This is a genomic window from Streptococcus castoreus DSM 17536, assembly GCF_000425025.1.
In the GTDB taxonomy this organism is placed as follows: domain Bacteria; phylum Bacillota; class Bacilli; order Lactobacillales; family Streptococcaceae; genus Streptococcus; species Streptococcus castoreus.
In genome coordinates this window covers 48,176-71,536 of sequence record NZ_AUKZ01000005.1, presented here as the reverse complement: position 1 = coordinate 71,536, position 23,361 = coordinate 48,176, and the positions used below count along the sequence as shown (strand labels likewise).

The 23,361-nt window shown below is 36.3% G+C and carries 21 protein-coding genes and 2 pseudogenes; all 23 read left to right on the top strand.

Annotated features, from left to right (window positions below):
- Window positions 1-52 precede the first annotated feature (52 nt).
- Window positions 53-2,356 carry a DNA helicase PcrA gene (pcrA, locus tag H346_RS0101990; RefSeq protein WP_027969604.1) on the top strand — a complete coding sequence of 768 codons (2,304 nt, stop codon included), beginning with the start codon at window positions 53-55 and terminating at the stop codon, window positions 2,354-2,356.
- Window positions 2,357-2,756: 400 nt separating this feature from the next.
- Complete coding sequence (locus H346_RS0101985) at window positions 2,757-3,002, top strand: GlsB/YeaQ/YmgE family stress response membrane protein (RefSeq protein WP_027969603.1); 246 nt, start codon at window positions 2,757-2,759, stop codon at window positions 3,000-3,002.
- Between the two features lie 49 nt (window positions 3,003-3,051).
- Window positions 3,052-3,438, top strand: a pseudogene (gene amaP, locus H346_RS09570) (alkaline shock response membrane anchor protein AmaP); the annotation flags it as partial.
- Window positions 3,431-3,864 (top strand): annotated as a pseudogene (locus H346_RS09565) (Asp23/Gls24 family envelope stress response protein). The pseudogenes amaP and H346_RS09565, both read left to right, overlap by 8 nt.
- A gap of 177 nt (window positions 3,865-4,041) precedes the next feature.
- Window positions 4,042-4,683: a TrkA C-terminal domain-containing protein gene (locus tag H346_RS0101970; protein ID WP_027969602.1), complete on the top strand. Its 642-nt coding sequence runs from the start codon at window positions 4,042-4,044 to the stop codon at window positions 4,681-4,683.
- A 418-nt stretch (window positions 4,684-5,101) separates the two neighbouring features.
- A complete protein-coding gene (locus tag H346_RS0101965) occupies window positions 5,102-5,698 on the top strand; it encodes a restriction endonuclease subunit S domain-containing protein (RefSeq protein WP_027969601.1) in 597 nt (198 codons plus the stop codon).
- Window positions 5,699-5,707: 9 nt separating this feature from the next.
- Complete coding sequence (locus tag H346_RS0101960; protein ID WP_027969600.1) at window positions 5,708-6,688, top strand: aromatic acid exporter family protein; 981 nt, start codon at window positions 5,708-5,710, stop codon at window positions 6,686-6,688.
- 84 nt (window positions 6,689-6,772) lie between these two features.
- Window positions 6,773-8,113: a DUF2130 domain-containing protein gene (locus H346_RS0101955; RefSeq protein WP_027969599.1), complete on the top strand. Its 1,341-nt coding sequence runs from the start codon at window positions 6,773-6,775 to the stop codon at window positions 8,111-8,113.
- Between the two features lie 375 nt (window positions 8,114-8,488).
- On the top strand, window positions 8,489-9,373 hold the full coding sequence (gene truB, locus H346_RS0101950) for a tRNA pseudouridine(55) synthase TruB (protein WP_027969598.1): 885 nt from the start codon (window positions 8,489-8,491) through the stop codon (window positions 9,371-9,373).
- 18 nt (window positions 9,374-9,391) lie between these two features.
- On the top strand, window positions 9,392-10,324 hold the full coding sequence (locus tag H346_RS0101945) for a bifunctional riboflavin kinase/FAD synthetase (RefSeq protein ID WP_027969597.1): 933 nt from the start codon (window positions 9,392-9,394) through the stop codon (window positions 10,322-10,324).
- 42 nt (window positions 10,325-10,366) lie between these two features.
- On the top strand, window positions 10,367-10,771 hold the full coding sequence (locus tag H346_RS0101940) for a Spx/MgsR family RNA polymerase-binding regulatory protein (protein ID WP_027969596.1): 405 nt from the start codon (window positions 10,367-10,369) through the stop codon (window positions 10,769-10,771).
- 1 nt (window position 10,772) lies between these two features.
- Entirely contained in the window at window positions 10,773-11,051 is a 279-nt protein-coding gene (locus H346_RS0101935) for a UPF0223 family protein (protein ID WP_027969595.1), read from the top strand.
- The gene (locus H346_RS0101930) at window positions 11,041-11,820 is read left to right on the top strand and encodes an inositol monophosphatase family protein (protein ID WP_027969594.1); all 780 of its coding nucleotides are present in this window, start codon (window positions 11,041-11,043) and stop codon (window positions 11,818-11,820) included. Before H346_RS0101935 ends, H346_RS0101930 begins: the two co-directional genes overlap by 11 nt.
- A gap of 18 nt (window positions 11,821-11,838) precedes the next feature.
- Window positions 11,839-13,146, top strand: coding sequence for an RsmF rRNA methyltransferase first C-terminal domain-containing protein (locus H346_RS0101925; RefSeq protein WP_027969593.1), 1,308 nt, complete (start codon window positions 11,839-11,841; stop codon window positions 13,144-13,146).
- Window positions 13,147-13,287: 141 nt separating this feature from the next.
- Window positions 13,288-14,154, top strand: coding sequence for a phosphate ABC transporter substrate-binding protein PstS family protein (locus H346_RS0101920; protein ID WP_027969592.1), 867 nt, complete (start codon window positions 13,288-13,290; stop codon window positions 14,152-14,154).
- A gap of 10 nt (window positions 14,155-14,164) precedes the next feature.
- Window positions 14,165-15,100 carry a phosphate ABC transporter permease subunit PstC gene (gene pstC / locus H346_RS0101915; protein WP_027969591.1) on the top strand — a complete coding sequence of 312 codons (936 nt, stop codon included), beginning with the start codon at window positions 14,165-14,167 and terminating at the stop codon, window positions 15,098-15,100.
- Window positions 15,090-15,977 carry a phosphate ABC transporter permease PstA gene (gene pstA / locus H346_RS0101910; RefSeq protein WP_027969590.1) on the top strand — a complete coding sequence of 296 codons (888 nt, stop codon included), beginning with the start codon at window positions 15,090-15,092 and terminating at the stop codon, window positions 15,975-15,977. Before pstC ends, pstA begins: the two co-directional genes overlap by 11 nt.
- 15 nt (window positions 15,978-15,992) lie before the next feature.
- Window positions 15,993-16,796: a phosphate ABC transporter ATP-binding protein PstB gene (pstB, locus tag H346_RS0101905; RefSeq protein WP_027969589.1), complete on the top strand. Its 804-nt coding sequence runs from the start codon at window positions 15,993-15,995 to the stop codon at window positions 16,794-16,796.
- 12 nt (window positions 16,797-16,808) lie between these two features.
- Window positions 16,809-17,567, top strand: coding sequence for a phosphate ABC transporter ATP-binding protein PstB (gene pstB, locus H346_RS0101900; protein ID WP_027969588.1), 759 nt, complete (start codon window positions 16,809-16,811; stop codon window positions 17,565-17,567).
- Window positions 17,568-17,629: 62 nt separating this feature from the next.
- Window positions 17,630-18,283 (top strand): phosphate signaling complex protein PhoU, encoded by a 654-nt coding sequence (gene phoU, locus H346_RS0101895; protein ID WP_027969587.1) that lies wholly within the window; start codon window positions 17,630-17,632, stop codon window positions 18,281-18,283.
- A 213-nt stretch (window positions 18,284-18,496) separates the two neighbouring features.
- Complete coding sequence (locus H346_RS0101890; RefSeq protein ID WP_027969586.1) at window positions 18,497-21,034, top strand: M1 family metallopeptidase; 2,538 nt, start codon at window positions 18,497-18,499, stop codon at window positions 21,032-21,034.
- A gap of 196 nt (window positions 21,035-21,230) precedes the next feature.
- Window positions 21,231-21,905 carry a response regulator transcription factor gene (locus H346_RS0101885; protein ID WP_027969585.1) on the top strand — a complete coding sequence of 225 codons (675 nt, stop codon included), beginning with the start codon at window positions 21,231-21,233 and terminating at the stop codon, window positions 21,903-21,905.
- A complete protein-coding gene (locus tag H346_RS0101880) occupies window positions 21,898-23,208 on the top strand; it encodes a sensor histidine kinase (protein ID WP_027969584.1) in 1,311 nt (436 codons plus the stop codon). Before H346_RS0101885 ends, H346_RS0101880 begins: the two co-directional genes overlap by 8 nt.
- Window positions 23,209-23,361: the final 153 nt, after the last annotated feature.

The window sequence follows — 23,361 nt, the reverse complement described above, 5'->3', positions numbered from 1 at the left end:
TAATTTTAAAGTTGATAAAAGAGAAGTTATTGAATGAGTTTGAGGAGAAATCATGAATCCTTTATTAAATGGAATGAATACAAAGCAGGCGCAAGCAGTTCAAACAACAGAAGGACCTTTACTAATAATGGCGGGTGCTGGTTCAGGAAAAACAAGAGTTTTGACCCATCGTATTGCTTATTTAATCGATGAGAAATTTGTTAATCCTTGGAATATCTTAGCTATTACCTTTACTAATAAAGCTGCACGTGAAATGAGAGAACGGGCATTGGCTTTAAATCCAGCTACTAAAGATACCTTGATTGCAACGTTCCACTCTATGTGTGTCCGTATTTTGCGCCGTGAGGCAGACCATATTGGTTATAACCGTAATTTCACTATTATTGATCCAGGTGAGCAACGTACCTTAATGAAGCGTATTTTAAAACGTTTAGATTTGGATTCTAAAAAATGGAATGAGCGTTCTATTTTGGGAACCATTTCAACTGCTAAAAATGATTTGCTTGATGAAAAAACCTATGAAAATCAAGCAAGAGACGATAGGTACAGTCAAATTGTAGCACGCTGTTACAAGGCATACCAAGAGGAGTTGAGACGAAGTGAGGCACTTGATTTTGACGATTTGATCATGATGACCTTACGTCTTTTTGATAAAAATCCGGAGGTGTTAGCTTATTACCAACAGCGTTACCAGTATATTCATGTAGATGAGTATCAAGATACTAATCATGCTCAATACCAGTTGGTAAAACTATTGGCTTCACGTTTTAAGAATATTTGTGTTGTTGGGGATGCTGATCAATCCATTTATGGTTGGCGTGGAGCTGATATGCAAAATATTCTTGATTTTGAAAAAGATTACCCAGATGCTAAGGTAGTGTTATTAGAAGAAAATTATCGTTCTACCAAGAAAATCTTGCAAGCCGCCAACGATGTCATCAATAATAATCGTAATCGCCGTCCTAAGAAACTTTGGACGCAGAATGCAGATGGTGAGCAACTTGTTTATTACAGGGCAAATGATGAGCGTGATGAAGCGTTTTTTGTTGCGTCTACAATTAGCAATATGAGCTATGATTTGGGGAAAAATTTCAAAGATTTTGCTGTTTTATATCGTACTAATGCACAATCACGGACTATTGAAGAAGCGCTGTTAAAATCCAATATCCCTTATACAATGGTTGGGGGAACCAAGTTTTACAGTCGTAAAGAAATTCGTGATCTTATCGCTTACTTGACTATTGTGGCTAATCCTGCTGATAATATTTCTTTTGAACGGATTGTCAATGAACCAAAACGTGGTGTTGGACCTGGGACACTGGATAAACTACGCCAATTTGCTAATACTACTAACATGTCCTTGTTAGAAGCAGCTTCAAATCTTTCAATGTCTCCATTAAAGGGTAAGGCTGTGCAAGCTATGACAGATTTAGCTAACCTTTTAGTGCAGTTGCGTCGAGGTTTAGAGGAATTAAGCATTACAGCCTTAGCGGAAACTCTGCTAGAAAAAACAGGTTATCTAGATAATTTGAGACTTCAAAATACTCTAGAAAGTCAAGCACGTATTGAAAATATTGAAGAGTTCTTGTCAGTGACTAAAAATTTTGATGATTCTAGTGACACGCAAGAAGATGATGAAAGTGGCGTTGATCGTTTAGGAAGGTTTTTAAATGATTTAGCTTTAATTGCTGATACGGATGATGCAAGTGTGGAGACAGCAGAAGTAACCTTAATGACATTGCACGCAGCAAAAGGGCTAGAATTTCCAGTTGTTTTTCTAATTGGGATGGAAGAAGGAGTCTTTCCTTTATCACGTGCAACAGAAGATCCGGATGAATTAGAGGAGGAAAGGCGTTTAGCCTATGTTGGTATTACGCGAGCAGAAGAGCTTCTCTTTATGACCAATGCTAATACACGGACTCTGTTTGGTAAGAGTAGTTATAACCGTCCAACACGCTTTTTAAGAGAAATTTCAGAAGATTTATTATCTTATCAAGGTTTGGCAAGACCCGCTCATTCTTCCTTTGGTGTTACATTTTCAAGTAAAAAACAGATACCATTTGGTCAAGGGATGAGCTTATCTGAGGCCTTGCAAGTACGAAAGGTTAAAACTCAAGAGCAAAGTGACCAACAAACTCTTAGTCATTCAGGAGTGGCGACTTTATCTTTGGGCTCTCATAAAAATACAGAAGTAATTTCTTGGCAAATCGGAGATGTTGCTCACCATAAAAAATGGGGAGATGGAACGGTTCTGGAAGTCTCTGGTACAGGTAAAACCATGGAACTTAAAATTAATTTCCCAGAAGTTGGTTTGAAAAAGTTATTGGCAAGTGTTGCCCCTATTGAGAAAAAATAAGACTAAACCAAGTTTTCTACTCGAAAAGTAGAGATTTGGTTTTTTTAATGTTCTCGAAGGTTTGATGAAAATAATGAAACGAAGGGAGTGTTGTGGTTCTCATAGCTTTTTAGTTTATTGGTTAAATTTAAGTAAGCATAAAACTTGCAAATAAAATCTTGTATTGTATAATAACAATATAAATTAAATATAGAGTGGTCACTTTTAAAATTATTTAAATAATAGTAATTTATTGGATATATAAAAACTAATATTTAAATGATATAACAAACTGACGCTTCGTTTTATAATTTATATGTTCACTTAATAGAGTGACTATTGATGGCTATTACTTGAAAAATAGCGACCACTATTTTTCACGGAACAAAAGATATGGGAGTATCTGAAAAGGAGAATTGTTATGGGACTTATTTGGACTTTACTTGTTGGTGCGCTTATTGGTGTGATCGCTGGAGTGCTTACTAAAAAAGGCGGATCGATGGGTTGGGTTGCAAACATTGCTGCTGGCTTAATTGGTTCTTACGTTGGTCAAGCTCTACTTGGTTCATGGGGAATTTCATTAGCAGGTATGGCATTAATTCCTTCGATTATTGGTGCCGTTATCGTGGTTGTTATGACTTCTTTTGTATTGCGTAAAACGAACTAGCCTTTCCTCTACTCAGTTTTAGAGACCGTCAAGTAGGAAAGAGTTTCGTATGTCAAAATATTTGAAGATTATTTATAGTCTTATTGGGTTTGTTCTATTATCTATTCTTGGCTGGGTCATCGGAGTGACTGGAAATGATATTGACTTACCTAGCAGCTATCGTTGGCTAAGTTGGGATATGGATAAACTTCCCAATTTGCTAGACTCGACTTTATATTATTACTACTTCTGGGCAGCCATTGTATTATTTGTTATCACACTTCTAGTGATATTGGTCATTATTTTCTACCCGCGTACCTACACTGAAATTCAATTACCGAAAAGCAAAGGAAAGTTACTTTTAAAAAAATCTGCAATTGAAAACTATGTGGTAACCACTATTAAATTAGCAGGGTTAATGCCAAACCCAGTTGTTACGGCTAAAGTATATAAAAGATTTAGCAACTTCTATTCGTGGCGAATTGACTTACGACGATAAAGTGATTGAGAAAATTATTGGCTTATCACTTGAAACGATTGATGGTTTATTAGGTATTAATGGCGGTTTCTTTGCTAATTTAAAAGATAAATTGGTTAATACGGAATCTGTTCGTGATGGTGTCAACGTTGAAGTTGGAAACAAGGAAGTTGCTGTTGATTTAGCAGTTGTTGTAGAGTATGGCAAAGACATTCCTGCGATTGTTGAGTCTATTAAAGCTATCGTCTTGATAGTATGACACATTTAAAAGTTGTTGAAATCAATATAAATGTTGTTAATATTCGTACAAAAGAGGAACATGAAGCTGCTAGTATTACGGTACAAGATCGTGTTACTAGTTCCGTATCTTCGGAATCACCATTTGCCGTCGAAAAAACAGTTTAATTCAAAGAATTTGTTTGATCAGTTAAATCAACGAGAAAATGATTCTAAAGGGTCGTACGAACTGGTATCCTTACTAGCTCTTTTCCCATGCAAAAAATCGAGAACTATTGTCATCTTTTGGGAAATGTGCTTTAATTAATGATAATACTAAAGATTGTTGGTTAAGGAGTAATGCAAATGACGAGCTATAAAGAGGAAATCACAGTTTCAAAGTATCAAAAAATTGCCATTTCAGTAGCTGAACGCATTGCAAGTGGTGAGTATGAAGTTGGTGAGAAACTAAAATCAAGAACCACTATTGCCTCAACTTTTAACGTATCACCAGAGACTGCAAGAAAAGGTTTAAATATTTTAGCTGATTTGAAAATTTTAACCCTCAAGCATGGCAGCGGTGCGATTGTCTTATCAAAAGAAAAAGCCATTGATTTTATCAACCAATATGAATCGACACATTCTATTGCTGTGTTGAAAGAAAAGATTAGAGATACTATCCATGATCAAGGAAAAGCGATGGAGCAACTGTCAGTTCTAGTCAATGATTTCTTAATGCAAAGCCAGTCAATTAGCAAGCAATATCCTTTAGCGCCTTATGAAATTATTTGTAGTCATGATTCGGAACATTTCGGAAAATCGATTGGTGCTTTAAATATCTGGCATCAAACTGGGGCAACTATTGTGGCTATTGAGCATTCAGGAAATTTCACCATTTCGCCTGGTCCCTATGCTGTGATTGAAAAAGGAGATCACATTTATTTTGTAGGTGATGATGCGGTGATCTCACGAATGAAAACTTTCTTTAATTTGCGAAAAGGTTTATGAGTTTGAGGAACTTCTTTCCTCGAACTTTTTTTGACCAGAGCTATGAGAATAAAAGAAATAAGAAGTGATTACACTTTTCGTTAAATGGCGAGGTTAAATTGTGAAAGAGTACTTGTTAGTTCATAATATTTTAGGTTTCAAAAACGCATACCTTTAAATTACCATTGTTGCATTTTGGAGACTGTTTACCATTTTCTCTTCAAGAAATGCTTTTAATTGTTGAATACAAATAAACCAAAGAATCCTATCACAGTTATCTTAAGCCAGCTTTGAGATTGTGATTTTGCTAGTAGTATTCGGTTATTAGTTTAGACAAGTCAATCTATTAAAAGTGCTAAAATAAAAAGGATGATACCTTGAAAGATATGCTATAGTATGATAGTATCTAAATACTACAACCTAATAGAAGGATACTATAATGGAAAAATTAATTAGGGATTATCTGGCAGATGGTAGAGAAAAGGTAAGATTGGGAGAGGTCGTCGATTGTTTTAAAGGAAAGGCAGTTTCTCGTAAAGTAGAATCAGGTGATTTTGGTTTAATTAATCTATCAGATATGGGAAGTTTAGGGATTCAATATGATCACGTGAGAACGTTCCATATGGACCGCAGACAACTTTTGCGTTATCTTTTGGAAGAAGGAGATCTTTTAATTGCATCCAAAGGGACATTAAAAAAAGTTTGCATTTTTCATAAGCAAGACCGTGAAATGGTGGCTTCATCAAATATTACGATTTTACGTCCTCAGCAAAAACTAAGAAGTTATTACATTAAATTCTTTTTAGAGTCTCCTATTGGTCAGGCATTTTTAGAGGCGGCTGATCACGGAAAAGAAGTCATTAATTTATCAACGAAAGAGTTGCTTGATATTCCTATTCCTGTGATTCCATTGGTGAAGCAAGATTATTTGATTAATCAGTATTTGCGTGGGTTAAATGATTATCGCCGCAAACTAAAGCGAGCAGAGCAGGAATGGAAATTTATTCAAAACGAAATTCAAAAGGGTTTAGGTTAGGAGTTGGATATGGGTTCATTTGAACGTACCTTAAAAATGACCTTAGCAACTATTGTTGCTATTTTAATCGCCTATCAACTTAACTTAACCTATGGCATTTCAGCAGGTATCATCGCCCTATTAAGTGTCTTGGATACCCGTCAATCAAGTTTATTGGTTGCTAGAGATCGTTTCTTATCTTTTATTTTAGCTTTTGGTGTTGCCATAATCTGTTTTGGTATTTTAGGTTTTACAACTCTAGCTTTTACTTGCTATCTAATCGTAACGATACCGTTACTTTACCAGTTGAAAATTGAGACAGGTTTGGTACCGATAACGGTTTTAGTGTCGCATTTATTTTCTGAAAAAAATACACAACTGCCCGTTTTGCTAAATGAATTTTTACTTTTCTTTATAGGAACTGGAATTGCTTTGTTGGTCAATGCTTATATGGGATCGCAAGATGAGCAAATTCGTCAGTATCACCAAGAGGTGGAAGAAACCTTAAAGACTATTCTTTATCGTTTTGAGAGTTTTCTTTTGGAAGGTCAAGGTCAAAATGAAGGGCTAATGATTCAAAAGCTAGATAAAATATTGGATCAAGCTCTTCAAATGGTTTATCGTGACAGGCATAATCGTTTGTTCTATCAAACCAACTATCAAGTTCACTATTTTGAAATGCGACGTCAGCAAAATAGACTTCTTGCACAGATGGCTGTCAATGTCAATAAAATAACAAGTCAAAGCAGAGAAAGTATTCTCTTATCCCATCTTTTTCATGAAACGGGCTGTCAGTTAAGTGAAGAAAACTCTGCTTTAACCTTAATTGACGATATTGAACAACTTTTAGAAACTTTCCGACAAAGAGAGTTACCGCGGACCCGTGAAGAATTTGAGAGACGAGCCATTCTTTTTCAGCTATTGCAGGATCTAGAACATTTTATATTACTAAAGGTTGACTTTTATCAAAATTATAAAAATAATCACGTTGGTAAGGCTTATTCTCATTAACCAGCAGACATGATAAATGATTGAGATTTAATTTCCTAAGCATTGTTGTTATCGGACAATGAAGAATCTTAGAATGGAGACATTATGAAAGAAATAAAGTGCCCTCACTGTCAAACCCTTTTTACGATTAATGAATCAGAGTACAGTCAGTTATTGGAACAGGTACGTGGTCAGGCATTTGACAAGGAGCTCCATCAACGTTTAGAAAACGAAACGGCTTTGATTGAAGAAAAAGCTAAACGCCATCTACAAGAGGTGGTAACGAGAAAAGAAAGTGAAATTACTCGTTTAAATCACCAGTTAGAACAAATTGAAAAAGAACAAGTCCATCTAAGACAAGAAGCACTAGCTAAAAAGGAACGATTAATTGTTGATTTGGAAAATAGGCTTGATAAACTTGCGTCGCAAAATGCTTTAGAATTGGCTAATCAATTAGCAGAGAAAGATAAGGAAGTCATTTCCCTAACCAACCAACTGGAAAAAGTAATATTGGAAAATGATTCCAAACTTCAGTCAGCGATCATTACTATTGAGAAAGAATGTGATTCGGTGAAAAACCAATTGGCATTACAGGAGAAAGAAAGCGCCTTATCCTTGGCTTCGATGCACAGCGATTATGAAGCGCAATTAAAGGCCGCCAATGAACAAGTTGAATTCTATAAGAATTTTAAAGCACAGCAATCGACAAAAGCTATCGGTGAAAGTTTGGAATGGTATGCAGAAACAGAGTTTAACAAAGTCAGAAGCTATGCTTTCCCAAATGCTAGCTTTTCTAAGGATAATCAACTATCGAGTCGTGGATCAAAGGGCGACTATATCTATCGCGAAGTGGATGCGAATGGTGTTGAGATTCTCTCCATCATGTTTGAAATGAAAAATGAAGCAGATACGACTAAAACCAAGCATAAAAACAGTGACTTTTTCAAGGAATTGGACAAAGATCGTCATGAAAAACAATGTGAATATGCCGTTTTAGTGACCATGTTAGAGTCAGACAACGATTATTACAATACTGGTATTGTTGATGTTAGCCATGAATACAATAAAATGTATGTGGTTCGTCCACAACTTTTTATCCACTTGATCGGTATTTTGAGAAATGCGGCTCTTAATAGCTTGAAATACAAACAAGAATTGGCTCTCGTAAAGGAACAAACAATTGATATTACGCATTTTGAAGAGGACTTAGCACAGTTTAAAAATGCTTTTGCTAAGAATTACCAATCAGCTAGCACCAATTTTAAAAAAGCCATTGATGAAATTGACAAATCTATTAAACGAATGGAGGAAGTCAAACGTTTCCTAACCACAAGTGAGAATCAGCTTCGCTTAGCTAATAGTAAACTAGATGATGTTTCTGTTAAGAAATTAACGCGTCATAATCCAACTATGCGTGATAAATTTCAAGAATTGAACAAGGATTAAATGCTTGAAAATAAGAAACGTGTAGGAGAGAGTCCGGATTTAATAGATTATTGCGATTTGGGATCCTCTACCTAAAAATAATCAATTAAAGATGATCATTACAACCTATTTGTTGTTCCACCATAATATTATTAAATGATATTAAAAAAGGAGTTTGCGAGAAAAAATTGCCAGAAAATCATTTTAAAGATAGTGGAAGTGGAAAAGAAGGGTAAATAGTCTATACGTTGTTATCAAGCAAATAGTTTTATAGTAAGATGTTGTTAATCGTAGAAACAGTTACTAGCGTTTATCAGTTCTTATTTTCGGTAAAAAATTGGTGAAACGGTTATAATGAATAAGCTTAAAAGTGACAGAAAAGATGAAAGTAGATAGATGATTAGTGGAATAATTAATTTAAAAAAAGAAGCAGGAATGACTTCTCACGACGCTGTCTTTAAATTGCGAAAACTATTGCAAGAAAAAAAGATTGGTCATGGGGGAACCCTTGATCCTGATGTGGTTGGGGTTTTACCAGTTGCTGTCGGGAAAGCTACTCGTGTGATTGAATACATGACAGAAGCTGGTAAGGTTTATAATGGTCGAGTTACTCTTGGCTATTCAACAAGCACAGAAGATGCCAGTGGTGAAGTGATTGCCAGATCGGTTTTGCCAGATACATTAACAGAAAAAAGAGTTGATCGGGTCATGGCAACATTTGTTGGTCAAATTACCCAAATTCCTCCTATGTATTCTGCTGTTAAAGTCAATGGTCGAAAATTATATGAGTACGCGCGTGCTGGGGAAACTGTTGAGAGACCCAAAAGGACGGTCACTATTTATCAATTTAAACGCACTAGCCCATTACAATTTACAGATGACGGTCTTTGCCACTTTGATTTCAAAGTGGCTTGTAGCAAAGGAACCTATGTACGAACATTGGCAGTTGACTTAGGACATGCACTTGGTATTGAGAGTCACATGTCATATTTGCAACGTTCAGCATCTGCGGGATTAACCATTGATACTGCCTATACATTGCACGAGATTTCTGAGATGATCTCTCGGCAGGACATGCGTTTTTTATTACCGATTGAATATGGAGTGAGCGATTTGCCTAAAATGGTCGTTAGCGATAGTGAGATGACAGAAATTTCGTTTGGTCGTCGTGTTAATCTTCCAAGTCAAGAACCGTTATTGGCTGCTTTTTATCATGAAAAATTAATTGCTATTTTAGAAAAATGCAATAAACAGTATAAACCGAGAAAAGTTCTCATCTGATAAGTGGATTGGGTTATTATGGAAATTAGATATATTAACAGCCATCAAGATATTGTGGAAAAAGACGACACCATTTTAGTTTTGGGCTATTTTGATGGTTTACATCGTGGGCATAAGGTTTTGTTTGATAAAGCTAGAGAAATTGCTAAGAAAGAAAATTTGGCAGTTGTCGTCTTGACTTTCAATGAATCACCTGAACTGGTGTTTTCTCGCTTTTCTCCCGAGTTATTGCAACATATCACATATGCAGAAAAGCGCTATGAAAAATTTGCAGAGTATGGTGTAGAAAGACTATACTTGATTGACTTTACCTCTTCTCTTTCAATGGTTTCTTCAGATGATTTTATTAGTCATTATATTGGCTGTTTAAAGGCAAAGCATGTTGTTGTTGGTTTTGACTATAAATTTGGGCATAATCGCACAGATAGTGATTACTTAGCAAGAAATTTTGCTGGTAATGTGTATACGATCCCAGAAGTAACCGAGGATCATGTCAAAATCTCGTCAACTCGCATCAGAAAGCTGATTCAAGACGGCAACATTTCCAAGGCAAATCAGCTTTTGGGCTATGAATTATCAACTAGGGGAATAGTTGTGCATGGTGATGCACGTGGTCGTACGATAGGATTTCCAACAGCAAATCTGACGCCTATTGATAGAACATTTTTACCTGCTGATGGGGTTTATGTTACGGATATTATCATCAATGGAAAACGTTTCCGTTCGATGACAAGTCTTGGTAAGAATATGACGTTTGGGGGCAAAGAGTTACGACTAGAAGTCAATATTTTTAGTTTTAATGATGATATTTATGGTGAGTTTGTCGAGATTATTTGGTTAGATAGGATTCGGTCAATGACAAAATTTGATGGTATAGAAAATCTGGTAGAACAATTAGAAGTTGATAGAGAAACGGCACTAAATTGGAAAAAAGATAGCCAACCGATTTAATTTTTTGTATAATAAGGTAAGTAAATTTGATAGAGGAAAAATATGGTTACCTTATTTTTATCACCCAGCTGTACCAGTTGTCGTAAGGCAAGGGCATGGCTATTAAAACACGATGTTGAGTTTCAAGAACATAATATTATTACAAGTCCACTAAGTCGGGAAGAATTGATGACCATTTTATCTTTTACAGAGAATGGAACAGAGGACATTATTTCGACACGTTCAAAGGTTTTTCAAAAACTTGATATTGATGTAGATGAATTGTCGATTTCGGATTTAATTGATTTAATTGCCCAAAATCCAAGTCTTCTTCGTCGTCCTATCATTATGGATAAAAAGCGCATGCAAATTGGATTTAACGAAGATGAGATTAGAGCCTTTTTACCAAGGGATTACCGTAAACAGGAATTACGTCAAGCAACTATAAAGGCAGAAATTGAGGGCTAATATGACAAATAATTATCATTATCCACTTGATTTAAGTTGGAGCACTGAAGACATTTCCTCAGTGCTTCATTTTTTGAATAAAGTAGAGTTAGCTTATGAAGAGAAAGTTAAAGCAGAAGATATTCTAGACAGCTATCGTACCTACAAAAAGATTGTTAGCAGTAAAGCGCAGGAAAAACAAATTGACCGTGATTTTCAAAAGGTAAGTGGCTATTCTACTTATCAAGCTGTGAAAAAAGCAAAGGAAATTGAGAAAGGATTCTTTTCCCTTGGAAACTAAATACGCATTTGCAAAGCAAATCATTAAAGAAGCTGGTGTATTCATTAAGGAAAAAATGACTCAACAACTGGAGATTCAGGTCAAAACACAGTTTGATGACCTAGTCACAAATGTTGATCAAGAAACCCAACAATTACTGATGGATAAGATTCATTCTGTTTATCCTAAAGACTATATTATGGCTGAAGAAAATAATGTTCGCCATCCGATCAATAAGGGGAATGTCTGGGTAATTGATCCGATTGATGGGACCGTCAATTTTATTGTACAAGGCTCTCAGTTTGCCGTAATGATGGCCTATTATGAAGATGGAATGGGTCAATTTGGACTTATTTATGATGTTATGGCTGATCAGCTTGTGGCTGGTGGAGGTGACTTTGAGGTCACTTTAAATGGTGATAACCTAGTCCCTTATCAAGACAAGCCACTGGAGCGTAGTTTAATTGGTTGTAATGCGGGCATGTTTGTCAGAAATGACAATAATTTAGCCCATCTCCTAAGCAAAACCTTAGGTGTTAGGGTTTACGGAGGAGCGGGTATCTGCATGGTAAAGGTTATGAAGCAGGAATTGTTAGCTTATTTTTCAATCATTCAACCATGGGATTATGCTGCTGCAAAGGTCTTGGGAGACAAATTGGGTTATGTCTTATTAACAATTAACGGAGATGAACCGGACTTCCAGTCACGCCAAAAGATAATGTTTGTTCCTAAAAGCAAATTAATTACAATTCAGTCATTTTTAACAAGTGACTCTTCATTAAATACATGAAAGCAATGGATGAAAACCATGCAATTACCAAAAGATTTTATTGAAAAATATCAAATCCTATTAGGCGATGAAGCAGCTGCTTTTTTGGCTAGTTTTTGTCAAGAACCTATCAGTGCCTTTAGGATTAATCCCCTGAAAAATCCCCTAAAAGCATTTGACAATCCTATTCCAAACACATTGTGGGGCTACTATGGCAAAATATCAGGCAAATCTCCAGAACACGTGTCTGGTCTTGTTTACTCGCAAGAGCCTGCTGCCCAAATGGTAGCACAAGTGGCTGCTCCCCAAAAAGGGAGTCACGTTTTAGATTTGGCAGCTGCCCCTGGTGGAAAATCAACACATTTATTAGCTTATCTAGACAACACAGGAATTTTGGTTAGTAATGAAATTTCTAAGAAACGTAGCAAGGTTTTAGTTGAAAATATTGAACGTTTTGGGGCAAGAAATGTTGTCGTGACAAATGAATCTGCGGATCGTTTAGCTAAGGTTTTTCCTAACTATTTTGACACTATTGTTTTTGATGCTCCCTGTTCTGGTGAAGGAATGTTTCGGAAAGACCCTAATGCGATTCAATATTGGCATCGAGATTATCCAAGCGAATGTTCTCATCTTCAAAAATCAATTCTAATGGATGCTCTGAAGATGTTAAAACCAGGTGGAGAATTAGTTTATTCAACTTGTACTTGGTCACCAGAAGAAAACGAGGTGGTTGTCAGCTGGCTACTCACCACTTATGACTTTTTGGAATTGGTCGATATTCCAAAGTTAAATGGAATGGTTGAGGGAATAAATTTACCAGAAACGGCAAGAATGTATCCTCATCATTACCAAGGTGAGGGTCAGTTTGTTGCAAAATTTAAAGATAAGCGTCAGAAATTTCAAGACATAAAGGTAAAGCTGCCGAAAACCAATTTAACTAAAGATCAAAAGATTTTATGGCAAAATTTTGAAAATGAACAGTTAAATGTTAAATTATCAGGTTTATTACAAACATTTGGAGATTATTTGTATTTATTACCGGAAGGCTTGCCCTCTCTTAATGGTCTAAAAATTGCTAGAAATGGCTTAGAACTAGGAGTATTTAAGAAAAAACGATTTGAACCCTCTTATGCTCTTGGATTAGCGTTAAAACCTAATGAGGTCTTTTCTTCGATTGAACTTTCTGACGTGGAATTCAAGCAATATGTATCAGGAAACATTGTCCAATTATCCCGTTCCTATCCAACAGGCTGGTATCAGTTGTTGGTAAACGGTAATGGTTTGGGATTTGCTAAAGTGGTTGACAAGACTCTGAAAAATAATTTTCCAAAAGGGTTAAGATTTTAGCCTAAACATCAAGATTAAAATGTTGCAAATTTAAAGAAAAAATTCTTTCAAAGCATAAATAGATGTGATACTATAAAGAATGTGTAGGATTTATTTTCTACGCATTTACACCCTTTATTTTTACGAATAGGAAATACAATAATGAAAATGAAAAAAAAATTCTTTTTGTTCAGCTTTCTAGCCTTATCAACTCTTTTTTTATCAGCATGCTCAAGTTGGATTGATAAAGGTGAGTCAATAACAGCAGTTGGGTCAACAGCCCTACAGCCGTTAGTGGAAGCAGCAGCTGATGAATTTGGGAGTAATAATCTAGGAAAATCCGTCAATGTTCAAGGTGGTGGTTCTGGAACCGGATTATCTCAGGTTCAATCAGGGGCAGTTCAAATTGGAAACAGTGATGTCTTTGCTGAAGAAAAAGATGGGGTTGATGCCTCTAAATTAGTAGATCATCAAGTCGCTGTTGCAGGTCTTGCGATTATTGCTAATCCTAATATTAAGGTATCAAATTTAAGTAGTCAGCAGTTGCAAAAGATTTTCTCCGGAGAATACACCAATTGGAAACAAGTTGGAGGACAAAATCTTGAGATTTCTGTTATTAATCGTGCTGCTAGTTCAGGCTCACGTGCAACGTTTGATAGTGTTATCATGAAAGGTGTTACCGCTAGACAAAGTCAAGAACAAGATTCAAATGGCATGGTAAAATCAATTGTTTCTCAGACACCTGGCGCTATTTCTTATCTCTCATTTGCTTATGTGGATTCGACTGTAAAATCACTTCAGTTAAATGGTTTCAAGGCAAACGCTAAGAATGTCACAACAAACGATTGGCCAATTTGGTCCTACGAGCATATGTATACAAAAGGGAAACCAACAGGATTGACCAAAGAATTTCTTGACTACATGTTATCAGAAGATGTCCAACAAAAGATCGTTACCCGTATGGGCTATATTTCGACAAGGGATATGAAGGTCGTGAAAAGTCATGATGGTAAGGTTACAAGGAAATAATGGGGGAATTATGAAAAATCAGGAATTGGCTAAGAAATTAGTCTCACCATCGAAGAATTCAAGACTTGAAACATTTGGTCGCACGATTACTTTCTTGTGTTTATCTTTGATTGTTTTTATCGTGGCGATGATTCTGATATTTGTAGCTCAAAAGGGATTATCAACCTTTTTTGTTGATAAAATTAATATCTTTGATTTTCTCTTTGGTAAAGAATGGAAACCGAGTGTAAAGAATACTGATGGAGTTCCTTATCTTGGAGCTCTTCCTATGATTACAGGTTCCTTTTTGGTTACTATATTGTCAGCCATTATTGCAACACCATTTGCGATTGGAGCAGCTGTTTTTATGACTGAAATTTCACCTAAATATGGAGCTAAATTGTTGCAACCGGCAGTTGAACTTTTGGTTGGTATTCCTTCTGTTGTTTACGGATTTATCGGTTTGCAAGTTATTGTGCCATTCATGCGTTCCGTTTTTGGTGGAACAGGTTTTGGTATTTTATCAGGGGTCTGTGTCTTGTTTGTTATGATTTTACCAACGGTGACTTTTATGACTACTGATAGTTTGAGAGCAGTTCCTCGTCATTACCGTGAAGCCTCTATGGCAATGGGGGCTACACGGTGGCAAACTATCTGGCGTGTTGTGTTAAACGCAGCACGTCCAGGCATCTTTACGGCTGTCATTTTTGGGATGGCTAGAGCCTTTGGTGAGGCTTTAGCGATTCAAATGGTCGTTGGTAACTCTGCTGTCATGCCAGAATCACTAACCACACCAGCTGCAACCTTGACTTCAGTATTGACAATGGGGATTGGTAATACTGTTATGGGAACTGTTCAAAATAACGTCCTCTGGTCGCTTGCCCTTGTTTTATTATTAATGAGTCTTGCTTTCAATTCCCTTGTTAAATTAATTACGAAAGAGAGAAAGAGAAACTATGAACGCTAAGAAAGTCGATAAAGTAGCGACTGGTACTCTCTATACCATCGCTGGAATCATTGTAGCTATTTTGGCTTCATTAATTCTATTTATTCTTGTTCGTGGCTTACCACATATTAGCTGGTCTTTTTTAACAGGAAAATCATCTTCTTATGAGGCAGGAGGAGGGATTGGGATTCAACTGTATAATTCCTTCTTTTTGTTGATTGTAACCTTAATCATTTCAATTCCTCTTTCAACCGGAGCCGGTATTTACTTAGCGGAATATGCTAAAAAAGGGCGTCTAACAAGCTTTATCAGAACTTGTATTGAGATTTTATCCTCTTTGCCATCAGTTGTGGTTGGTCTTTTTGGATACTTGATTTTCGTGGTGCAATTTGAATATGGATTTTCTATTATTTCAGGAGCTCTTGCCTTAACTGTCTTTAACCTTCCTCAAATGACACGAAATGTTGAAGATAGTTTGCTTCATGTTCACCATACTCAAAGAGAGGCGGGATTAGCCTTAGGGCTTTCACGTTGGGAGACTGTTTTTCATGTGGTTATTCCAGAAGCTCTTCCAGGTATTGTTACCGGCATTGTCTTAGCTTCAGGTCGTATTTTCGGTGAAGCGGCTGCTCTTATTTATACTGCTGGACAATCAGCGCCAGCCCTTGACTGGTCAAATTGGAATCCACTTAGTGTAACAAGTCCAATTTCTATTTTCCGTCAGTCTGAAACACTTGCTGTTCATATTTGGAAAGTTAATAGCGAAGGGACGATCCCTGATGCCACTCTTGTTTCGGCAGGAAGTGCAGCAGTATTGTTAATCTTTATCCTTATTTTCAATTTTTCAGCTCGCTTTATTGGTAAGAAACTTCATTCTAAAATGACAGCGGCGAAATAAGATATTGGAGAAATCATGACAAAATATAATTGGAACGAACGTCATATCATTACTTTTCCAGAAGAAACGATTGCTTTAGCAACCAAGGATTTACACGTCTATTATGGTGACAAAGAAGCCATCAAAGGAATCGATATGCAGTTTGAAAAAAATAAAATCACAGCTTTAATTGGTCCATCTGGTTGTGGCAAATCAACTTATCTTCGTAGCCTTAATCGCATGAATGATACGATTGATATAGCTAGGGTTACTGGAGAAATTCTTTATCAAGGAATTGATGTTAATCGTAAAGACATGAACGTTTATGAAATTCGGAAACAGTTAGGAATGGTTTTTCAAAGGCCAAATCCTTTTGCAAAATCCATTTATAAGAACATTACTTTTGCTCATGAGAGAGCAGGTATAAAAGATAAGAAAGTCCTAGACGAAATCGTTGAGACTTCACTCAAACAAGCAGCTCTTTGGGATCAAGTGAAAGATGATCTTCATAAATCGGCCTTTACCTTATCAGGTGGTCAACAACAACGTTTGTGTATTGCCAGAGCTATTTCTGTCAAACCTGATATTTTATTAATGGATGAACCTGCATCAGCCCTAGATCCAATTGCGACCATGCAATTAGAGGAAACTATGTTTGAATTGAAGAAGGACTACACCATCATTATTGTGACACACAACATGCAGCAGGCAGCACGTGCCAGTGATTATACCGCGTTCTTCTATTTGGGTGACTTAATCGAATATGATAAAACACGCAATATTTTCCAAAATGCAAAATGTCAGTCAACGGATGACTATGTTTCAGGACACTTTGGTTAGAAAGAGGAGAAGATGACAGAACCTATTTTACAAGTCAGAGACCTTTCTGTTTACTATAATCAAAAGAAAACCTTGAAAGATGTCACTTTGGATTTTTATCCTAATGAAATTACAGCCCTGATTGGTCCTTCAGGATCGGGAAAATCAACTCTCTTGCGCTCTATTAACCGTATGAATGATTTGAATCCAGAAGTGACCGTAACAGGCTCTATTGTTTATAATGGTCACAATATTTACAGTCCTAGAACAGATACTGTTGACTTACGAAAAGAAATCGGTATGGTGTTTCAACAGCCTAACCCATTCCCAATGTCAATTTATGAGAACGTTGTTTATGGACTTCGTCTAAAAGGGATTAAAGATAAGAGAGTCTTGGATACTGCGGTTGAAACCTCACTAAAAGGTGCTTCTATATGGGATGAAGTTAAAGATAGACTTCATGATTCAGCTGTAGGACTCTCAGGAGGACAACAGCAACGTGTCTGCATAGCTAGAGTTCTTGCAACCAGTCCCAAAATGATTCTTTTAGATGAACCGACTTCGGCTCTTGATCCAATTTCGGCTGGTAAGATCGAGGAAACCCTATTTTCATTAAAAAAAGATTATACCATGGTAATCGTAACACGTTCCATGCAACAAGCGTCGCGTTTATCTGACAGAACAGGTTTCTTCTTAGCAGGAGATTTACTTGAATTTGGACCGACCAAGGCTATGTTTATGAATCCTAAGCGTAAAGAAACCGAAGATTACATTTCTGGTAAATTTGGTTAAATCTATGGCAGATTGTTATGGGAAACTCTAGATAAACGAATAAATCATAGAAAGAAAAAATAATGTTAAGAACGAAATTTGAAGAAGAATTAGATAAACTGCACAATCAATTTTATTCAATGGGAACGGAAGTATTAGCTCAAATTAATAAGACCGTGCGCGCTTTTGTTAGTCATGATCGTGAATTAGCAAAAGAAGTTATTGAAGAAGATGATGCAATTAATGAGTTTGAAACAAAACTTGAAAAGAAATCCCTTGAAATTATTGCCTTGCAACAGCCAGTCTCAAATGACTTGAGAACAGTTATTACGGTGTTAAAAGCATCAAGTGATATTGAACGTATGGGTGATCATGCCTCTTCGATTGCTAAGGCTACAATCCGGATGAAAGGTGAAGAACGTATTCCAGTGGTTGAAGAACAAATCAATCTTATGGGGAAGACAGTCAAACAGATGGTAGAAGAAGCTTTAAATGCTTATATCAACGCAGATGATGTGAAGGCTTATGAAATTGCGGCTTCTGACGAACTCATTGATAACTATTTCCGTGATATTCAAGCCCTAGCTGTTGAAGAAATTCGCAAATCTCCTGATGCTGTTTTTGCAGGGAAAGAGTACTTCCAAGTATTAATGTATTTGGAGCGTATCGGAGATTATGCCCGTAATATTTGCGAGTGGATTATTTACCTCAAGACTGGAAAAATTATTGAATTATAAGAAAATATGCTATAATGGGACTGGGAAATTCTTACCAGTCCCTAATTTTTTATATAAAACTGTGCGAGATACTAAAAAACTGGTTGGCATCAGTAAGTTGCTGGTTAAGGAAAATCTGTCTTAGTTAGATTTTCCAAAATATGTCGCCAAACATGATTTTAAAGATGTTATGGATTTACCCATTATTATTTTTTATTAGAATTAAGGAGTTATATGGATACAGTAGAACATCTTATTGAAACGTTCGTTCCTGAAAATTATAATATCTTTTTAGATATTAATCGCTGTGCGAAATCATTTACAGGGAATGTTGCGATTAGTGGTGAAGCTTTAGATAATCATGTGGCTTTCCACCAAAAAGACTTGGATATTAAGTCAATTTTACTTGATAATGAGGCAGTGAATTATCGAATTGACAATGATAACGAAGTGGTACGTGTTGAACTGCCTGAAACAGGAATGATGACACTTGTTATTGAATTTTCGGGTCGTATTACTGATAACATGACTGGTATTTACCCATCTTATTACACAAAAGATGGGCAGAAAAAAGAAATTATTTCAACACAATTTGAAAGTCACTTCGCTCGCGAAGCCTTTCCGTGTATTGATGAACCACAAGCCAAAGCAGTTTTTGATCTAAGCCTTGCATTTGATCAAGAGGTAGGTGAGATTGCTCTGTCTAATATGCCAGAAATTAATGTTGACCGTCGCAAAGAGACGGGACTTTGGACCTTTGATACAACTCCAAGAATGTCATCTTATTTATTGGCTTTTGCACTAGGTGATTTACACGGTAAAACCACCAAAAGTAAAAATGGCACAACTGTCGGTGTTTATGCTACAACAGCACATCCCTTAACTTCTCTTGAGTTTTCACTGGATATTGCTGTGCGTGTCATTAATTTCTATGAAGATTATTTTGGGATTCATTATCCAATCCCTCAGTCTCTTAATGTTGGGCTTCCGGATTTTTCATCTGGTGCTATGGAAAACTGGGGCTTGATTACCTATCGTGAAATTTATTTACTAGTAGATGAAAATTCAACTGCCAGAAGCAGGCAACAGGTAGCATTAGTGATAGCGCATGAAATTGCCCATCAATGGTTTGGCAACTTGGTTACCATGAAGTGGTGGGATGATCTCTGGTTGAATGAGAGTTTCGCCAACATGATGGAATATATCTGTATAGATGCTATTGAACCATCTTGGAAAATTTTAGAAGATTTCCAAACAGTAGGAGTACCTCTTGCCCTTAAACGTGATGCTACCGATGGTGTCCAATCTGTTCATGTCAACGTCAACCATCCAGATGAAATCAATACCTTGTTTGATCCAGCTATTGTTTATGCTAAAGGTAGCCGTCTCATGCATATGTTGCACCGTTGGATTGGGGATCATGACTTTGCAACAGGTTTGCATCTTTATTTTGAAAAGCACCAATATCGCAATACTATTGGTCGTGACTTGTGGAATGCCTTATCGGATGCTTCTGGAAAAGATGTTGCCACCTTTATGAATGCTTGGTTGGAACAACCAGGTTATCCTGTCCTGACAGCTCGTGTTGAAAATGATCAGCTGATTTTAAGTCAAAAACAATTTTTCATCGGAGAGGGAAATGATCAAGGACGTTTATGGCCAATTCCGTTAAATGCAAGTTGGAAAGGGCTTCCTGAAATCTTGACAGAAGCAGAGTTGGTTATTCCAAACTTTAGCCAGTTAGCAGCAGAAAACATTGGAGCGCTGCGTTTTAATACAGAAAATACAGCTCATTACATCACGAATTATCAAGGGAAACTATTTGATTCCTTGGTTGCAGACTTGAGTTGTTTTGACAACACTGCTGTCCTTCAGGTACTTCAAGAACGCTGTTTATTAGCCGATAGCGGTCTCATTTCTTATGCGGAATTGGTTGATTTAATTGCTCAGTTTGATGGTAAAAAGTCCTATATGGTAGCTGAAGCGATACAGCAAATCATCTCCGCTTTAAATCGCTTTGTTGATGAAGAAACAGTATCAGAAAAATCATTTAACCGCTTGGTTGCTTCTATTTATCAGGAAGATTTTAACCAACTTGGTTTTGATAAAAAAGCTGACGAATCAGATGAAGATGAAATGGTGCGTCAAATTGCCACGACACGTTTATTGGCATCTGAAAATCAAACCATTATTGATGGTGCCAAAGCTATTTTTGAGGCGCATATTGACAATATTTCAGCGATTCCAGCAGCCATCCGTCGTTTGGTTTTGGTTAATCAAATGACATATTTTGAAACATCAGAATTGGTTGATACTTATTTTGAGACTTATGTGGCAACAACTGATAATAACTTGCGAAATGACTTAACGGTTGCTTTTGCTAAGACGAGCCAACCGGCTACCTTGAACCGGATTTTGGTCAGTTTAAAAGATAAGGATATCATTAAGCCACAGGATCTAGCTTTCTGGTATAATGTTTTGCTTGGACAACGATTTACTCAAGAAGCCATTTGGAAATGGGCTAGAGAAAATTGGGAATGGATTAAATCAGCACTTGGAGGGGATATGAGTTTTGACAAATTCGTTATTTACCCAGCTGCTAATTTTAAAACTCAAGAACGCTTAGAAGAATTTAAAGTCTTTTTTACCCCTAAATTAGGTGAGATGGCTATCAGCCGTAACATTACGATGGGAATTAACGAAATTGAAGCACGAGTTACCTTGATTAAAAAAGAGAAGGCAGCGGTGCTTGATGCTTTGAGCCATTACTAGCAATAAGAAAGGAGTTGGAAAACATTTCCAACTTCTTTTACGTTAAAACAGTCGTAAAGCTTGTAAATCAGCAAAAAATTTAGCAAAAATTAAGTTTTCTATGGTATAGTTTAGTAGAAGGTTCTTATTAAAAAGCAAAACCGTGCTGAGTTTCGTAAGGAAAACTTAGCTTTATGGATGGCAATAGAGGTAGAGAATGATAAAAATATTATTAGTTGAAGATGATTTAAGTTTATCTAATTCGATTTTTGATTTTTTAGATGATTTTGCAGATGTTATGCAGGTTTTTGATGGAGACGAAGGCTTGTATGAAGCAGAAAGTGGTATTTACGATTTAATTTTATTAGACTTGATGCTTCCAGAAAAAAATGGTTTTCAAGTCTTAAAGGAATTACGTGAAAAAGACATCAAAATTCCAGTTTTGATTATGACAGCTAAGGAAAGTTTGGACGATAAAGGTCATGGTTTTGAACTGGGAGCAGATGACTATTTGACTAAGCCCTTTTATCTGGAAGAATTAAAGATGCGCATTCAAGCATTGTTAAAGCGGACTGGAAAATTTGCTGATAATAACCTTGTTTTTGAGAATTTAGTGGTTGATTTAGGACGCAAAGAGGTCCAAATTGATGGCACACCGATCGAATTATTAGGAAAAGAGTTTGATTTATTGGTTTATATCTTGCAAAACCAAAATGTTATTTTGCCTAAGTCACAGATTTTTGATCGTTTATGGGGATTTGACAGCGATACCACAATTTCGGTTGTTGAAGTCTATGTTTCTAAAATCAGAAAGAAACTAAAAGGGACAAGTTTTGTTGACAAACTCCAAACCTTGAGAAGTGTAGGTTACATTCTAAAAAACAATGAATAAATTAAAGACAGAGATCCTATCGGCTAATCATACTCATTTTTTCCATTTTTTCGCCGTTTTTACGGGTATCTTCGTTGTCATGACGATTATTATTTTACAAATCATGAGATTTGGAGTCTATTCTTCTGTTGACAGTAATCTCATGTCTGTTAGCAACAATGCGAGTAGCTATGCCAACCGCGCGATGGCGAGAATATCTTCTTTTTATTTTGATGCTGAAAATAATATTATTAAGGTTTTACCGGATTCAGACAACTCAAAATTAGCGAGAAGTCCAGTAGCTAACACGGATATTATTTTATTTAGCGCTAATGGAACCATTTTAAATACATTTGATGCCTTATCGAACTATCAACATTTCCATTTGGACAAAAGTCGACTAGGCACCATCGTCACGACTAACTTAATGAATTTTTATGGACAAAAAGAGAAGTACCATACGATAACTGTAAAAGTCCATATCAAAAATTATCCAGCTGTTGCCTATATGATGGCAGTTGTTAATGTGGAACAATTAGATCGTGCCAATGAGCGTTATGAACAAATTATTATTATAGTGATGGTTATTTTCTGGCTTATTTCAATTCTAGCCAGTGTTTATCTGGCTAAATGGAGCCGAAAACCAATTTTAGAGAGTTATGAAAAACAAAAAATGTTTGTTGAAAATGCTAGCCATGAGTTAAGGACACCTTTGGCTGTTCTTCAAAATCGTTTAGAATCGCTTTTTCGTAAACCAAATGAGACAATATTGGAAAATAGTGAACACATTGCTTCAAGCTTGGATGAAGTTCGAAATATGCGTATATTGACGACAAATCTCTTAAATCTTGCGAGACGAGATGATGGAATCAATCCACAATGGAGTGACTTGGATGCTAAGTTTTTTGATGCTATTTTTGAAAACTATCAACTGGTCGCTCAAGAATATGGTAAAACCTTTTTAGTTGATAATCAGGTAAGTCGATCGTTGAAGATGGATAAAGCGTTACTGAAGCAACTGTTAACGATTTTATTTGATAATGCGATCAAATACACAGATAAAAATGGTGTTGTGGAGATTAAGGTAAAAACCACAGATAAAAATCTCTTAATTGCTGTCATCGACAATGGTCCAGGAATTAAGGAGGATGATAAAAAGAAAATCTTTGATCGTTTTTACCGTGTTGATAAGGCTAGAACACGTCAAACAGGAGGTTTTGGTTTAGGATTGGCTTTAGCCCAACAGATTGTAATTTCTCTTAAGGGAAGCATCACAGTCACAGATAATTTTCCTAAGGGAAGTATTTTTGAAGTGAAATTATAAAAAGAAGGCTGACTTTTCTGTCAGCCTCCTTTTTATATCTATTTCTTAATTGTCTTGATTTTTTAGAATAGATCTAGTTAGTATTGACTCAGCGCTTTGTTTTTCTCGTTAGCAATCTAACTATGAGATTCGCAGTTGGCAAAAGGGTGATGC

Bases quoted from the DNA above. Each gene is read 5' to 3' on its own strand.
- truB (WP_027969598.1), top strand. From the start codon at position 8,489: ATGATTAGTGGAATAATTAATTTAAAAAAAGAAGCAGGAATGACTTCT.
- H346_RS0101925 (WP_027969593.1), top strand. From the start codon at position 11,839: ATGCAATTACCAAAAGATTTTATTGAAAAATATCAAATCCTATTAGGC.
- pstB (WP_027969588.1), top strand. From the start codon at position 16,809: ATGACAGAACCTATTTTACAAGTCAGAGACCTTTCTGTTTACTATAAT.
- H346_RS0101890 (WP_027969586.1), top strand. From the start codon at position 18,497: ATGGATACAGTAGAACATCTTATTGAAACGTTCGTTCCTGAAAATTAT.
- pstA (WP_027969590.1), top strand. From the start codon at position 15,090: ATGAACGCTAAGAAAGTCGATAAAGTAGCGACTGGTACTCTCTATACC.
- H346_RS0101970 (WP_027969602.1), top strand. From the start codon at position 4,042: ATGACGAGCTATAAAGAGGAAATCACAGTTTCAAAGTATCAAAAAATT.
- H346_RS0101985 (WP_027969603.1), top strand. From the start codon at position 2,757: ATGGGACTTATTTGGACTTTACTTGTTGGTGCGCTTATTGGTGTGATC.
- H346_RS0101965 (WP_027969601.1), top strand. From the start codon at position 5,102: ATGGAAAAATTAATTAGGGATTATCTGGCAGATGGTAGAGAAAAGGTA.
- H346_RS0101885 (WP_027969585.1), top strand. From the start codon at position 21,231: ATGATAAAAATATTATTAGTTGAAGATGATTTAAGTTTATCTAATTCG.
- H346_RS0101960 (WP_027969600.1), top strand. From the start codon at position 5,708: ATGGGTTCATTTGAACGTACCTTAAAAATGACCTTAGCAACTATTGTT.
- phoU (WP_027969587.1), top strand. From the start codon at position 17,630: ATGTTAAGAACGAAATTTGAAGAAGAATTAGATAAACTGCACAATCAA.
- H346_RS0101940 (WP_027969596.1), top strand. From the start codon at position 10,367: ATGGTTACCTTATTTTTATCACCCAGCTGTACCAGTTGTCGTAAGGCA.
- pcrA (WP_027969604.1), top strand. From the start codon at position 53: ATGAATCCTTTATTAAATGGAATGAATACAAAGCAGGCGCAAGCAGTT.
- H346_RS0101955 (WP_027969599.1), top strand. From the start codon at position 6,773: ATGAAAGAAATAAAGTGCCCTCACTGTCAAACCCTTTTTACGATTAAT.
- H346_RS0101935 (WP_027969595.1), top strand. From the start codon at position 10,773: ATGACAAATAATTATCATTATCCACTTGATTTAAGTTGGAGCACTGAA.
- H346_RS0101920 (WP_027969592.1), top strand. From the start codon at position 13,288: ATGAAAATGAAAAAAAAATTCTTTTTGTTCAGCTTTCTAGCCTTATCA.
- pstB (WP_027969589.1), top strand. From the start codon at position 15,993: ATGACAAAATATAATTGGAACGAACGTCATATCATTACTTTTCCAGAA.
- H346_RS0101880 (WP_027969584.1), top strand. From the start codon at position 21,898: ATGAATAAATTAAAGACAGAGATCCTATCGGCTAATCATACTCATTTT.
- pstC (WP_027969591.1), top strand. From the start codon at position 14,165: ATGAAAAATCAGGAATTGGCTAAGAAATTAGTCTCACCATCGAAGAAT.
- H346_RS0101945 (WP_027969597.1), top strand. From the start codon at position 9,392: ATGGAAATTAGATATATTAACAGCCATCAAGATATTGTGGAAAAAGAC.